This is a genomic window from Paraburkholderia sp. BL6665CI2N2, from assembly GCF_004366535.1.
Classification (GTDB): domain Bacteria; phylum Pseudomonadota; class Gammaproteobacteria; order Burkholderiales; family Burkholderiaceae; genus Paraburkholderia.
This window is the reverse complement of the sequence record NZ_SORC01000001.1, coordinates 7,155,235-7,170,171: the sequence shown is the minus strand read 5'-3', so window position 1 is coordinate 7,170,171 and position 14,937 is coordinate 7,155,235. Positions and strand designations below refer to the sequence as shown.

General features: G+C 62.6%; 11 protein-coding genes. 5 read left to right on the top strand and 6 right to left on the bottom strand.

What is annotated here, in order from left to right; all coding sequences use genetic code 11:
• Positions 1-326: 326 nt before the first annotated feature.
• From B0G81_RS32130 to B0G81_RS32120, 3 genes are all read left to right on the top strand, one after another.
• Positions 327-1,307 carry a PRC-barrel domain-containing protein gene (locus B0G81_RS32130; protein ID WP_134140980.1) on the top strand — a complete coding sequence of 327 codons (981 nt, stop codon included), beginning with the start codon at positions 327-329 and terminating at the stop codon, positions 1,305-1,307.
• Complete coding sequence (locus B0G81_RS32125; RefSeq protein ID WP_116116547.1) at positions 1,304-2,557, top strand: MFS transporter; 1,254 nt, start codon at positions 1,304-1,306, stop codon at positions 2,555-2,557. Before B0G81_RS32130 ends, B0G81_RS32125 begins: the two co-directional genes overlap by 4 nt.
• Before the next feature lie 816 nt (positions 2,558-3,373).
• The gene (locus B0G81_RS32120) at positions 3,374-4,513 is read left to right on the top strand and encodes an IS481 family transposase (protein WP_134138426.1); all 1,140 of its coding nucleotides are present in this window, start codon (positions 3,374-3,376) and stop codon (positions 4,511-4,513) included.
• Between the two features lie 180 nt (positions 4,514-4,693).
• Here B0G81_RS32120 and B0G81_RS32115 read toward each other — a convergent pair whose 3' ends face one another.
• Positions 4,694-6,055 carry an MFS transporter gene (locus tag B0G81_RS32115; RefSeq protein WP_134140978.1) on the bottom strand — a complete coding sequence of 454 codons (1,362 nt, stop codon included), beginning with the start codon at positions 6,053-6,055 and terminating at the stop codon, positions 4,694-4,696.
• A 67-nt stretch (positions 6,056-6,122) separates the two neighbouring features.
• Positions 6,123-7,295, bottom strand: coding sequence for a M20 aminoacylase family protein (locus B0G81_RS32110; protein WP_134140976.1), 1,173 nt, complete (start codon positions 7,293-7,295; stop codon positions 6,123-6,125).
• 118 nt (positions 7,296-7,413) lie between these two features.
• Between B0G81_RS32110 and B0G81_RS32105 the strand changes: the two genes are divergently transcribed.
• Complete coding sequence (locus B0G81_RS32105; protein ID WP_134140974.1) at positions 7,414-8,364, top strand: LysR substrate-binding domain-containing protein; 951 nt, start codon at positions 7,414-7,416, stop codon at positions 8,362-8,364.
• Positions 8,365-8,387: 23 nt separating this feature from the next.
• Here the strand turns inward: B0G81_RS32105 and B0G81_RS32100 are convergent, their stop codons facing one another.
• Positions 8,388-9,824: an aldehyde dehydrogenase family protein gene (locus tag B0G81_RS32100; RefSeq protein ID WP_134140972.1), complete on the bottom strand. Its 1,437-nt coding sequence runs from the start codon at positions 9,822-9,824 to the stop codon at positions 8,388-8,390.
• A 212-nt stretch (positions 9,825-10,036) separates the two neighbouring features.
• Between B0G81_RS32100 and B0G81_RS32095 the strand changes: the two genes are divergently transcribed.
• Entirely contained in the window at positions 10,037-10,408 is a 372-nt protein-coding gene (locus B0G81_RS32095) for a cupin domain-containing protein (protein WP_012432544.1), read from the top strand.
• 113 nt (positions 10,409-10,521) lie between these two features.
• Here B0G81_RS32095 and B0G81_RS32090 read toward each other — a convergent pair whose 3' ends face one another.
• From B0G81_RS32090 to B0G81_RS32080, 3 genes are all read right to left on the bottom strand, one after another.
• Complete coding sequence (locus B0G81_RS32090) at positions 10,522-11,913, bottom strand: FAD-dependent oxidoreductase (protein ID WP_134140971.1); 1,392 nt, start codon at positions 11,911-11,913, stop codon at positions 10,522-10,524.
• A 68-nt stretch (positions 11,914-11,981) separates the two neighbouring features.
• Positions 11,982-13,568 (bottom strand): cytosine permease, encoded by a 1,587-nt coding sequence (locus tag B0G81_RS32085; protein WP_134140969.1) that lies wholly within the window; start codon positions 13,566-13,568, stop codon positions 11,982-11,984.
• Between the two features lie 280 nt (positions 13,569-13,848).
• Positions 13,849-14,829 carry a LysR family transcriptional regulator gene (locus B0G81_RS32080; protein ID WP_134140968.1) on the bottom strand — a complete coding sequence of 327 codons (981 nt, stop codon included), beginning with the start codon at positions 14,827-14,829 and terminating at the stop codon, positions 13,849-13,851.
• Positions 14,830-14,937 lie beyond the last annotated feature (108 nt).

Genomic DNA, 14,937 nt, shown 5'->3' with positions numbered 1-14,937 from the left:
TATATCTCCCATCGCATGGATGGCATGCCTGACATGTCGCGATGCTTATATCCTTTAGCGGACGCCAAAGCAGCTTTGCGGCCCGCGCGTTTACACCTACGGTGGGTCACATAGATCTCAAAGGCTTTTGAGGGCTTTCACGCCTGAAAACGGAATTCGACGAGCCGGTCAATCGGCCAGCCGCGGCACAAACCGTGCTTGGGGCAACCTGTCAGATCGCCTGCAAACCGGGGCCGCCCGACGCCGCGGGTTACACTCTGGCCCGTACCTGTCTAACTGCGGCGGCCCACTGCGCCCGCCCGCACCGGCCCATGGAGTCTTTCTTGATGAGCGGCGGTTTTTCGCGTCCTGCCTGGCGTCTCTTGCTTCTCGCTGTGTTCGCGCTGTTCGCGCTGTCCGGTTGCAGCCTGCTGTGGGGCCCGCAGCAGGCGCCGATCGTCGAAGCCACGGTGATGCCCGTCGAGCCCGCCAGCGCGCCCGTGGCCGCCTCCGCGCCCGAACCTGTCGAGACCGAAGCGGCCGAACCCGAGCAATCGAAAAGGCCGAAGAAGCCGGTCGTCAAGCCGCACAAAGTCGAGCCCCCGCCGCCTGTTGTCACGACGCCTCCGCCGCCTCCGCCGCCGCCTCCGCCGCTGATCGTGCTGCGCACCATCGAGCGCAATGAGGCGCACGCGCTGCTCGATAGCGAAGTGCGAAAGCCAGATGGCAAGGTGGTCGGGCGCGCGGTCGATCTGATCGCGGACGCCGGCGGCAAGCCGCGCGAGATGGTCGTGAACCTGCAAGGCTTCCTGGGTGTCGGCGACCGCAAGGTGACCTTCCCGTGGAACGCGTTCCGCTTCACGCCAACGGCGAAAACCGCTCCCATTACGCTCAATGCCGCCGCGGTTCCGGCGAACGCGGCCAAGGCGGCCGCGGTTGCCGTGCAATTGCCGCTGATCGACGCCACTGTCGAGCGCTCGAACGGCGCCAAGGTAGGCCGCGTGATCGACGTGCTGATCGATGCCAACGCGCAACCGCAGGCGGTCGTGCTCGACGTCAACGGCATGGTCAGCACCGAACGGCGCACGATTGCCGCCAACTGGTCGGCGCTGCGTTTCGTCACGAAGGACAAGGAATTGCATCCGCTCATCGATCTGAGCGATGCGCAGATCAACGCGACACCGCCCTACGCGAGCGACAAACCGATACGCGCGGTGTCGCCGGCGCCACCACCGTCGCCCGCTCCTGCTTCCGTGCCCGCCGCTGTTGCGGCGCCGGCCGCCGCGGCTACGTCCACGGCGGTGTCCAACGCACGGGCGGCCCGATGACAGGCCGCACTCTGGTAACGGCGCGCAGCTTGCGCGCGCTCGATTGGCTGAATTTTTTCGTCGCCAACGTGCAAACGGGATTTGGACCGTTCATCGCCTCCTATCTCGCCTCGCATAAATGGACGCAGGGCGAGATCGGCATGGCGCTCTCCGTAGGTACCATCAGCGCGATGGTGAGCCAGGTGCCCGGCGGCGCCGCTGTCGATGCCTTACGCAACAAGAAAGGCGCCGCGGCCTGGGCGATCTTCGCGATCATCCTGAGCGCGGTGCTGCTCGCCGTCAGTCCGACGGTGCTGCCGGTGATCGCCGCCGAAGTCTTTCACGGCTTCGCGAGTTGCATGCTGACGCCGGCGCTCGCCGCGATCTCGTTCGCGCTGGTCGGACGCGCGAATCTCGGCGACCGGCTGGGGCGCAACGCGCGCTGGGCGTCGATCGGCAGCGCGGTCGCGGCCGGGCTGATGGGCGTGTTCGGCGAATACTATTCGCCGCGCGCGGTGTTCTGGCTGACCGCCGCGCTCGCCGTGCCCGCGCTGTTCGCGCTGACGATGATTCAACGCACCGACACCGTCGAGCTTCCCAAGGCCGGACCGACGCCGCAGCAGATCGAGCGGCGCGAGAGTCTGCGCGAGTTGCTGCGCGACAAGCGGATGCTGTTGTTCGCGGCGTGCATCGTGCTGTTTCATTTGTCGAATGCGGCGATGCTGAATCTCGCGGCCGGCGAAGTGACGGCCGGCATGGGCGACAACGTGCAGCTCGTGATCGCGGCGTGCATCATCGTGCCGCAGGCGATCGTGGCGATGATGTCGCCGTGGGTCGGACGTTCGGCCGAGCGATGGGGGCGTCGGCCGATTCTGCTGCTCGGGTTTTCGGCGTTGCCGATACGGGCGTTGTTGTTTGCCGGGATTAGCAGCCCTTATTTGCTGGTGCCGGTGCAGATGCTCGACGGGTTGAGTGCCGCGGTGTTCGGCGTGATGCTGCCGTTGATTGCCGCCGATGTGGCTGGCGGTAAGGGGCGTTATAACCTCTGTATCGGGTTATTTGGGCTGGCGGCCGGGATTGGGGCTACGTTGAGTACTACCGCTGCGGGTTTCATCGCCGATCGTTTCGGCAATGCTGTCAGCTTTTTCGGGTTGGCTGCGGCTGGCGCGTTGGCTGTTTTGCTGGTGTGGGCGGCGATGCCCGAAACCCGCGATGCGGCGGCTGAGGATGAGGCGCCGGTGGCGGATGGAGGGGAGTCGGCGGTGCGGTGATTGGGGCTAGGTTTTTTGCCGGCGTGGCGGGTTGGTTGTGTTCTCGCGGGTGTTGGCCTTTCCTTGCTTTGTTAGTGGTCTATTAGCGTTGCCCCTGTGCGGGGCGGCACTTACTTCTCTTTGCCGGCCGCAAAGAGAAGTAAGCAAGAGAAAGCGGCTCACACCGCTAATTCTTAAGCGGGTCCTCCGCACAGTCGCGGTAGTGGAGCATCTGGAATCCGTGTTCTCGCGCACTCCGCGTCAGTGACAAGGCGCTCATTCTTCCGGCGGCGCTACGCGCGCCGTCGCGGTGCTTCAGCTGCGAGCCGCTCGAGGTTGGTCCACTGTTTTTCGATCGGCGCGGTGTTTGCATCGGATGACGCGTGATCGGTTTGTATGGATTCCTGCATTATCCGCGCGGGGGCGGCCGGTACCACGTTGAAAGAGTAGACGAGGCAGCAAAAAATGGCAGTTTGAAGGGTCACGCACAAATAGACATTCCGACCGCGCGCCCTAAGAGTTGCCCGCGAGAAAACTGCCAACGTCTCGACGAGACGCTCAACCGCAAAGCCGTCAACGGTACTGAACGACCGCGACGGCGCGCGCAGCGCCGCCGGAAGAATGAGCGCTTTGTCACGAAAGCGGAATGTGCGAGAACACAGATTCCAGATGTGCCACTACCGCATCTGTGCGGGGGACCCGCTTAAGAATTAGCGGTGTGAGCCGCTTTCTCTTGCTTACTTCTCTTTGCGGCCGGTGTATGGACCGGAGACATGGGTAACAGGTGTGCGGAGACATGGGTAACACTCTGGGCGAGCGAATCGCCTGGAGCCGGTTATGCCCTGGAACCCGAGAGACACCATGAATCTGCGTCTGGAATTCGTTCAGCTGGCCTCGCAGGAAGGCGCCAACCGTCGTGAACTGTGCCGGCGCTTTGGCATCAGCCCGAAGACCGGCTACAAGTGGCTCGATCGCCACGCGCAGGGCGGAGCCACCGCGCTGACGGATCATTCGCGACGGCCCCGGCAGAGTCCGGCACGCACGACAGCGTCGGTCGAGCAGCGCGTGGTCGAACTGCGGCGGGCGCATCCGGCCTGGGGTGGACGCAAGATCAGCCGACGTCTGTGCGATCTGGGTCACACGGACGTGCCCGCTCCCAGCACTGTGACCGATATCCTGCATCGCCACGGGTTGATCGACCCGGCCGCTTCCGATGCCGCCACGGCCTGGCAGCGCTTCGAGCATGCGCAGCCCAACGATCTCTGGCAGATGGATTTCAAGGGCTGGTTCGACCTGCAGGACGGACGGCACTGTTCACCACTGACCATGCTGGACGATCATTCGCGCTACAACGTGACACTCGATGCCTGCATCTGCACCGACACCCGGATCGTCCAGCATCATCTGGAGCGCACGTTCCGCCGCTACGGGCTGCCGCTGCGCATCAACGCGGACAACGGTTCGCCGTGGGGCAGCCCCAGCCAGCCGGGCCAGTTGACCGAACTGGCTATCTGGCTCATCCGGCTGGGCGTGCGACTGTCGCACAGCCGCGTGGCGCATCCGCAGACCAACGGCAAGGAGGAGCGGTTTCACCGCACGCTGAAGGCCGAGGTGATCGCCGGGCGCCATTTCAGGGACCTGCCCAGCGCCCAGCAGGCGTTCGATGAGTGGCGCCCGGTCTACAACCATCAACGCCCGCATCAGGCGCTGGACATGGCGACCCCGGGCACGCGCTATCGACCGAGTCCACGCGCCTACCCCGAAATCCTGCCGCCGATCGAGTACGGCGCAAACGACCACGTGCAGTGCGTGAAGTGGAACGGTGAACTACGCTTCAGGAACCGGCGATTCAAGGTATCGAACGCATTGCAGAACCTGCCCGTAGCCATCCGCGAGCGCGTCGATGAAGAGAGCTGCTACGACCTGTTTTTTGCGCATCACCGTTTCGGAACCATCAACCTGAACCAGCAGGAATGAGCGGATCATGTGTTACCCATGTCTCCGCACACCTGTTACCCATGTCTCCGGTCCATACACGGCCGGCAAAGAGAAGTAAGTGCCGCCCCGCACAGGGGCAACGCTAATAGACCGCTAACAAAGCACGGAAAGGCCAACACCAGCGAGAACACACCCCAACCCGCCACGCCGGCAAAAAACCTAACCAATATCCTGCCCCGCGGTCTCCCGCATAAACGGCAACGGCAACAAAGAAACCACCCCACACCCAATCAGATACCAAGCCGGCGCGAGGTTGCTGCCAGAAACCTGAATCAACCAAGTAGCGAAAAACTGCGCAAACCCACCAAAGATAGAAACCCCGAGACAATAGACAATCGACATCCCAGTGGCGCGAATCTCGCGAGGAAACATCTCCGGCAACATAACGATATTAGGCACAGCGGTAAAAGCAACAAGCACGGCCAATCCGGCGACCACGGATAACAGAACCGGCACCGTAGGCGAAGCATTGATCATCATGAATGCCGGATACACCGCCACAATCAGCAACACGCGCGAAATCCACAAGACACGCTTGCGTCCAACGCGATCGGACAACGCGCCGGCGAATGGCGAACAGATCACCGTCACCACGGCAGCGGTCCAGGCGGCCCACAACGCCGACGACATCGGCAAATGCAAAATCCTGATCGCGTAGGTCGACAGATAAAACAGCACGATGTAGTTAGCCGCGGTCCCACCGATCGTCGTCAACACACCCGTCGTGATCACTCGCGAATGGTCGCGAAACAACTTGCGCACCGGCTGCGAGGCAGGCTGTGAACTTGGCTGCGAACCCGCGGCGCCATCTTCCACACCAGGCAGCGTCTCATTCAAATGCCGCCGGATATAGATCCCAATCGGCCCCATCGCCATGCCGATCACGAACGGCACGCGCCACCCCCAACTCTCCAGCGCCGCGGTCGAGAGCGCCGCCGCCAACGCGACGCCCAACAACGACCCGCACACCGTATTCAACCCTTGGCTCACGAACTGCCAACTGCCGTAGAACCCGCGCGTCTTATTGCTTCCATACTCCAGCAGCAACGACGTCGACGCACCGACCTCACCCCCCAAAGCAAACCCCTGAATCAACCGCGCGAGAATCACGAGCAACGGCGCGGCAACCCCGATCGCCGCATACGTCGGCGCAAATGCGATGATCGCGGAGCCCAGCGTCATCAGCCACAGCGTGAGACTCATCGCGGCCTTGCGGCCCGCGCGGTCCGCATACGCGCCAAGCACGATACCGCCCACGGGCCGCATGATGAAACCGACGCCGAACGTGCCGACCGCCAGCATCAGTTGCGCGAGTTGCCCTTCCACCGGGAAATACAGCTTGCCGATGATCGTCGCGAAGAAGCTGTAAATCGTGAAGTCGAAAAACTCGAGGCCGTTGCCGAGCGTGATCGCGGCAATCGCCTTGGCGTGGCTCGTACGTTCGACAGGCTGCGCGGCCGTCGTGCTCTGCATGCTCAACGCGTCGGTGCCGGCGGGTTGCGGTGCGGCGGAATAGTCCATCTGTGTCTCCTTGATGTCTTCCTGCTGATGCGCGGCGGTTTTGCCCGCTTATGCAAACGCTGCGGCCTCAGGCCAGAAACGTCTGCGCGAGCCTCACCCAGTAGGCGGCGCCGGTGGCGAGGCAAGCGTCGTTGAAATCGTAGCCAGGGTTGTGGACCATGCAACCGCCCTCGCCATCGCCATTGCCGATGATCAGGTAGCTGCCGGGGCAACGCTCGAGCAGGAACGCAAAGTCTTCGCTGCCGGTGAGCGGTTGCATATCGGCAATCAGGCCATCGTCGCCGAGCCAGTCGAGCGCGACTTGCCGCGCGAGCCCGGTCATGGCCGCATCGTTGACGAGCACCGGATAGCGACGCTGATAGTCCACGTGCGCCTGCGCGCCGAACACGGCCGCCTGAGCGCAAGCCACCGCCGTGATGCGTTCCTGCAGATAATCGCGGACCTCGGGTTTCAATGCGCGCACGGAAAGGCGCATCTCGGCGGTTTCAGGAATCACGTTCGGCGCTTCGCCCGCGTGAATCGCGCCGACGGTGATGATCGCCATATCGAGCGGCGCGATATTGCGCGACACGATGGACTGCAACGCCAGCACGATCTGCGCGCACACCACCACTGGATCGACGGCCTTATGCGGCACCGCGCCATGACCGCCACGTCCGGTCACCTTGATGATCACCGTATCCGACGAAGCCATGAACGAGCCCGGCAGGAAACCGAACTTGCCGGTCGGATAGCCCGGCATGTTGTGCATCGCGAACACCGCGTCGCACGGAAACTTGTCGAACAGGCCGTCCTCGAGCATTTTCTTCGCGCCGGCCAGGCCCTCTTCGGCAGGCTGAAAAATCAGGTTCAACGTACCGTCGAAGCACTTTTCCTGCGCCAGGTGTTTGGCGGCGGCAAGCAGCATGGCCGTGTGGCCGTCGTGTCCGCATGCGTGCATCTTGCCAGGCAGCTTGCTCGCGTACGGCAGGCCGGTGGTTTCGTGAATCGGCAACGCGTCCATGTCGGCGCGCAGCCCAAGCTTGCGCGTGCCATTGCCTACTTTCAATTGACCGACAACACCTGTCTGACCCAGCCCGCGATGCACGGTGTAGCCCCACTCCTGCAGACGTTCGGCGACCAGGTCGCCGGTGGCGAACTCTTCGTAAGCCAGTTCGGGATGCGCGTGGATCTGGCGGCGCAGCGCGATCATTTCGTCTTCGAGTTCGGCGATGCCCGCCGGAATGGCCATGGTGTTCACGTCATGTCTCCGTCATTGAAAGCGTGAACCCAGCATAACGATGCCGAAATTCCAGTGGCAGGCGTAGAATCGTTGCGGCAGCAACTCGTGGTTGCCACCTTACCGACCGCCTCGTCAGATGAAACTGCATCAACTCAGCACCTTAGCGGCCGTTGCCGATACTGGAAGTATCCGGGCCGCGGCCCGTTCGCTCGACCTGTCGCCGGCCGCCGTGACCAAGGCGATGCGCGAACTGGAAGCCGATCTGCAAGCGCCGCTGGTGGTACGCAGCGCGAGCGGCGTCGCGTTTACCGAGTTCGGTCGCGCGCTGGTCGTGCATGCGCGTCTGGTGTTGGGACAACTCCAGCGGGCGCAAGCGGAGATCGAAGCACTTCGCGGCGCAGCGGCCGGCAAGCTGTCGATCGGCGTCACGCCATGGGTCGCGTTGACGTTTCTGCCGCCCGCAGTGCAGCGCTTCCGGCAGCGCATGCCGGAAGTGCAACTGGAGTTCTTCGAGGGTTTGCTCGCGGTCGTTCAGCCGCGTTTGCGCGACGGCAGCCTGGACTTTTCAATCGGCCGCCCGCCACCGGCGTCGCCGCAATCGGAGTTTCACAACGTACCGCTGTTTTCCACGCATTCGGCCGTGGTCGCGCGGCGCGATCATCCCAAGGCCGGTTGCCGCACGCTGCTCGAACTGGAAGACGCGGAGTGGATATTGAACTGGGATCCGGCGAGTCGCGAGTCGATCTCGGACAATGTGTTCCGCAAGCGTGGCATGCAGGTGCCGCATACCATTCTGCTCGCGCATTCGCTGGCGGTCGTACTCGGTTTGCTTGCGCACACGGACATGCTCAGCATTTTTCCGTGGCCGCTCGTCGAAGTGACGCTCGCGAAGGAGCAGTTGTGGGCGCTGCCGCTGCGCGAGACGGTCGATGAAACCATCGTCAGCATCACCTCACGCCGCGGCGCGCCGACGAGTCCGGCGGCCGCGTGCTTTCTCGAATGCCTGCGTGAAGTGATCGACGAAGGGGCGCGCTCGCAAGAGCCCGAGCAGCGCCGGCTGTTTCATTCGATCGAGTTGCTGCTTTAGTGATTTCGCCGCGCGGTAGAGATTCAAGCCTCGTAACCGACCACGCCCTTGATCTCCAGAAAGTCCTCCAGACCGAACTCACCGTACTCGCGGCCATTGCCAGATTGCTTGAAGCCGCCGAACGGCGCCTCGGGGTTGTAGTCCGCGTAGTTCAGATAGATCGTGCCGGTGCGCAGGCGCTTCGCCACCGCACGTGCGTGCTCGATCGAGCCGGATTGAATGTAGCCTGCGAGACCGTAAAGGCTGTCGTTGGCCATGGCGATCGCTTCGTCTTCGGAGTCGTAGGCGAGGATCGACAGCACCGGCCCGAAGATTTCCTCGCGCGCGATCGTCATGTCGGGCGTGACCTTGCCGAATACCGTCGGACGCACGAAGTAGCCGTCCTTCAATCCTTCGGGGCGGCCCGCGCCGCCGGCCACCAGCGTCGCGCCCTCTTCGATGCCCACGCCGATCAGCCGCTGGATCTTGTCGAACTGCTGTTCGCTGATCACGGGGCCGAGGTCCGTGCCCTTCGCATCCGCGGGACCGACGTTCAATGCTTGCGCGGCTTCTTTCGCATACGCCAGCGCTTCGGCTTCGCGCGCACGCGGCACGAACATCCGCGTGGGCGCATCGCACGACTGGCCGCTGTTGTCGAAACACGCGCGCGCGCCGCGCATCACGGCTTCTTTCAGATCGGCGTCTTCGAGAATCAGGTTGGCCGATTTGCCGCCCAGTTCCTGATGCACGCGCTTGACTGTATCCGCCGCGGCCTTCGCGACCTGCACGCCCGCGCGCGTGGAACCGGTGAACGACACCATGTCGATATCCGGATGGGACGACATCGCTTCGCCCACCGTGCGGCCTTCGCCGTTCACGAGATTGAACACGCCGGCCGGCACGCCCGCTTCGTCGAGAATCTCGGCGAAGATGATGGCGGACAGCGGCGCCAGTTCCGAAGGCTTGAGCACCATCGTGCAGCCAGCCGCGAGCGCGGGCGCGACCTTGGTGGTGATCTGCAGGGCCGGCCAGTTCCACGGCGTAATCAGCCCGCACACGCCGACCGCTTCCTTGCGGATCAGAATGCCGCTCTTCACATACTCGAACTCGAACGTGTCGAGCGTGCGAATCATCGTCTCCAGATGCGCGACGCCGGTCCAGGCTTGCGCATCGTTCGCGTACTGCAGCGGTGCGCCCATCTCGCGGCTGATCGTATGCACCATGTCGTCATAGCGCTTGCGATAGACGTCGAGGATCGCTTGCAGCAAGTCGATGCGTTGCGCGATCGTCGTTTCGCTGTAGGCGGGAAACGCGCGCTTCGCGGCGGCGACGGCGCGATCGACATCCGCCGCGCTGCCGAGCGAAATCTGCGCAAACGCGGCAGCGGTGGACGGATCGATCACGTCCAGCGTGCCGGCTTTGGTCTGCTCAATGGGATCGACCCACTGACCGTCGATATAAAACTGTTTGGCGTGTTGCATGGGGCTTGTCCTCTATATGAAAGTTTCAGGTCAGACGCGGAGCAAATCGCACCCGCGGCGGCATCGCCTGCTATACATCGACGCCGCTCAATCTGAATGTCTTCAAATCGAAATTCATCGCTACGCAGCTTTGGCTCAGACTCCGGCTTCGAATCCAATTTTCGCCTCGTCTCAACGAGTGCGACTTCGATCCGATCAACCAGGAGAGACACATGAGCAACATTACTTTCACCCGCATCGACGCTAAAGGCCCTGGCGCTTCCGGTCTGAACCCGGCGCTGCACGATCCGGCCGACGTCATTCTCGACGGCGCCAAGGCACCGCACGCCCTCAACGCTTACTCCGACGCCACCAACATGCTGTCCGCCGGCGTATGGCAATGCGATGCGGGCACGCTGAAGCTGGCCGACCTGCCCATTCACGAAGTGTGCGTGCTGATCGAAGGCGAAGTCGTGATCACCAGCGACGACGGCCGCAGCGAACGCTATGCCGCCGGCGACGCCTTCATCCTGCACAAAGGCTTCTCGGGCACGTGGCATATGCCGGTGGCGACCAAGAAGTACAGCATCGTGTACTGCGGTTGATTCGAGTACTGCATTGCACTGCTGCTTCATCGAAAACCGCATCTTTCAAGGTGCGGTTTTTTTATGCCCGAGAAAAGAACTGCGTCCACGCACATTGCGCGGACGCCTTCGCATTACATCGGAAAACCCAGCGCCTTGATCGAATTGATCCACAGACGACGCCAACCACCGCGATCATCCGCGCCGTCGAAGGCGTTGAAGGTAATTTTCGCGGCGATCCAGCGCACGGGTTCCGGCGGAATGTACGACGGCCCTTTGCGCGAGATATCGAGCGACGTGATCACCGTCTCGCGATTCCACAGCATATCGAGGCCCATCTTCGCACCGAAGCGGCTGCCCGCCACGCCAAAGCCCGTATAACCGGCGACGAACACGCTCTTGCCGCCGTGATACCGACGCGCGAACACCGCGCCGCGCGAGCAGTAATCGATCGGGCCGCCCCACGCATGCGTGAAGCGCACGTCGTCGAGTTGCGGGAACGTGCGATAGAACGCTTCGGCTAGCTTGTAATAGGTGCTTTCGTCGCGATCTTCCGCGGGGTTCGGATTGCCGCCGAAGTGATAACTCACCCGTCCGCCGAAGATGATGCGATTGTCCTTGGTGAGCCGGAAGTAATTGAGCTGCGTACGTGTGTCGTAAATGCCCTGACGGTTCTTCCAGCCAATGCGCGCCATCTGTTCTTCGCTCAACGGCGCCGTCGCGATGATGTGATCGCGCACCTGCATCACGCGGCGCTTGATGTCGGTCACGCCGACGTCCGCGGTGCCCGTGCCGAGCAGCACGCGCGGCGTTTCGATGCGGCCCGCCTGCGTGTGCACGATCATCGTCGCGCCGCAATCTTCGAGACGCGTGATCGGCGAATGTTCATGCAGACGCACGCCGAGCTTCAGCGCGGCGGCCTTCAAACCCCATGCGAGCTTCGCCGGATGAATCGTGCCGCTGCGATTACGCGACCACATCGCCCCGGCAAAAAGCGGCGAATCGAGTTGCTCTCGTGCGCCTTTGCTGTCGAGTAAAACCACGTCGTGTCCATGGGCGACGTGCAGCTCGTAATCGCCCTTCAGATGACCAAGGTGGCCCGGATCGACCGCGACCGTCATCTCGCCGTTCCATTCGACGTCCGCCTCGATACCGTAGCGCGTCAACGATTCCTTGAAGCCGTCGAGATTCTCCTGCCCGAGCTTTTCGAGTACATCCAGGTCTTGCGGAAAGACGCGCGTCGCATTCGGCAGGCCGTGCATCACCGAAGTCGAGATGATGCCGCCCGGACGTCCCGAGGCGCCATAGGCCACCTTACCCGCCTCGACCAGCACGACGTCGAGCGACGGGTCGGCTTCTTTCGCCTGAATCGCGGCCCAGAGGCCGGTGAAGCCACCGCCCACCACGACCAGATCGGCGGTGGTCGGACCGATCAATTCCCGTTCGACAGCCGGCGCGCGCGGATTGTCCAGCCAGAACGGAAACAGTTTTACCCCTTCAAACGCGCGCTTTACTGACTCGCTCATGCTGTTTGCCTACTCAAATTAAATACCATTGCTCGTACTGCGCGAAGCCGCACACGTTAGCGTGTGTTTCAACCCGCGTCCTGCGTATCCAGTTCTGCCTCACGCTCGCGCTCCGCACGCGCCCGCGACTGCGCGACTACCTTAAGCTTAGTCGCCGGCACCACGGGATGCACGGTCACATTGTGCTGCGAACCACCACGCAGCCAACGTCGGCCTTGCGGTCCATACACGCCGTCCGGTTCCGGAAAGCACTGCAACAAAGCGATATACAGTGCGGCCGCGAGCGTCAGCGAAACCGGCATGCTGATGTCGAGACCGCCAGCGAGCTGGCCCAACGGACCGACGAATTGGTCCGGCAGATTGACGAAGCACAGGCTGATCGCCGCGCTCGGAATCCACGCGCCCATCGCGCGCCAGTTCCAGCCGTGCGTGAACCAGTAGTGACCGCCGCGGCCGCCGCGATTGAACACCTGCAAGTCGTCGGACAGATAGAAACCGCGCCGCGTGACGAAGCCGATGATCATGATCACCATCCACGGGCAGCTGCACACATTGATCAGCACCGAGAACGTCGACACGCTTTCGACCAGATTGAAGGCGAAGCGGCCGACGAAAATGAAGCCGATCGCGAGGCTGCCAATCAGCAACGTGGCGCGCACGCGGTTCAGGAATTTCGGAAACATGCTCGACATATCGAGGCCGGTGCCATACAGCGCGGTCGTGCCCGTCGACATGCCGCCGATGATTGCGATCAGGCACACCGGCAGGAAGAACCAGTTCGGCGAGATGGCCAGCAAACCGCACACGTAATTATTCGACGCGATGAAATCCGGCGCCTTGCTGGCGATGATCGTCGCCGTGGCAAGACCGAAGAAGAACGGCACGAACGTGGCCAGTTGCGCCAGCATCACCGCGAGGATCGTGCGCTTTCTCGGCGTGTTCTCCGGAATATAGCGGGCCCAATCGCCGAGCGTGCAGGCGAACGATACGGGATTGCTCATCGCGACCAGCACGGCGCTCACGAAGGCGGGCCAGAAACCCACCGAGCCGAGCGCGACCTTGCCGGCGTATGCGCCATCGAACGACTTGGTGAAGGCGAACAGACCGACCACGAAGAGAATGCTCGCCGCCCACACGGCAATCTTGTTGACCCACAGCATGAAGCGAAAGCCATACACGCATACGGTCAGCACCAGCACCGCGAACAGGCCGTACGCGAAGCTCAGCGTCATCCAGTTGACCGGCAAGCCGAGCAGATGATTCGCGCCGCCCACGAGCGCATCGCCCGAACTCCACACCGCCAGCGAGAAAAACGCCACTGCTGTCAGTACCGCCAGAAACGAGCCGACGATCCGCCCGTGAATGCCGAAATGCGCGCCCGACGAAACCGGGTCGCTGGTGCCGTTGCGCGGACCGAACAGGCTCATCGGCGCGAGAATGCACGAGCCGATCAGCACGCCGAGCACAATCGACCAGACCCCCGCCTTGAACGACAAACCGAGCAGCACCGGAAAGCTGCCGAGCACGGAGGTGGAAAAGGTGTTGCACCCGCCGAACAGCAAGCGGAACAGATCGATCGGCCGCGCATCGCGCGAGCGATCCGGAATGCGTTCGAAACCGAACGTTTCGACTTGAGTGATGCTGTTGCTGCTCATTGTCTCCGACTCCTGTAACGGCCAGGTCAATCACAATGGCTCGCCACGGGGATGCGGCGTCCACTTTTCTCAGATGTCTGGACGCCACTGTAAAGACAATCGGCGCGGGCAAAAATATCGTCTGCCCAACCTTTACTTCGATCTCCGGCGATGTAAGTCGAAAGCCCTGTTCGGTAAGGCTCCGTTGGCAACGGAAAGGCCGTATAGGGACTTCCCGCAGCACTGGCGAAGCGCAAACGTCGAAGCGAGTAGCGGGAATCCCCACGCCGTTTTGCCGGCTCTACGCCGCGTCCGCGCCGCCCGCTTGGCGCGCCTGGCGGCGTTTTTTGGCGGCGGCCACAGCAGGCAGCGGCACCCGCACCGCGCCCGACATGCCGTGCTCGATCAGAAAATCGCGGAACAGCCCAGCCACATGCGGCAGGCGTTTGTCCGAAACGTGCATCACATACCAGTCGCGTTCGATCGGATTGGCGGACATAGGCAACAACGCGAGCAAGCCCGCCTGAAACTCCAGCGAACAGGCGTGCAGCGACAAGAAAGCGATACCGAGTCCCGCTTCGACCAGCTGCTTGATCGCCTCGTTGCTCGATAGTTCAGAGCCGATATGAAGCTTGAGGCCCGCAAGGCGAAACAGATTCTCGACGGTCGAACGCGTGCCCGAACCGCGTTCCCGCACGAACAGATTCGCGCTTTGCAGATCGTCGAGCGACAACCGTTTTTTCTTCATCAGCGCATGCGCGGGCGAGGCGACGAATGCCATTGGATGTTTGGCGAACGCGGTCGCCGCCGTGCGCAATTCGCGCGGCGCGCTACCCATCACCGCGAGATCGATTTCATGCGTCGCCAGCATACGGATGATGTCGGCGCGATTGCCGACCTTGAACTGCACTTTCACTTGCGGACGCGATTCGGTGAATCGCACCAGAAACGGCGGGATCAGATACTCGGCGGTGGTAATCGCGCCGATGCGCAGCGTGCCGCCCTGCTCACCGTGCAACGCGGCCAGATCGTCGGCCGCGCCGTTCCACAGGTCGAGAATCTCCAGCGCATAGCGGGCGAGGATCTCACCGGCCGCGGTCAACTGCACGCCACGGCCCACACGCTGCAGGAGCGGTGCGCCCGCCGCCTCTTCCAGCAGCCGCACCTGTAGCGAAACAGCCGGTTGCGTGAGCCGCAATTCCTCGGCCGCGCGCGACACGCTGCCGAGCTTCGCAATCGTATGCAAGGTCTTCAACTGACGAAACGTCGCGGCTTTTAACATAAGTGAAAACCTATATGTTTCGTATAAACATTAAATTGTGCTGCGGTTTCCGCCGATTCTATACTGGCCTGACAGATGAGCCGGGAAATGTATGGAATCGCGCGCAAC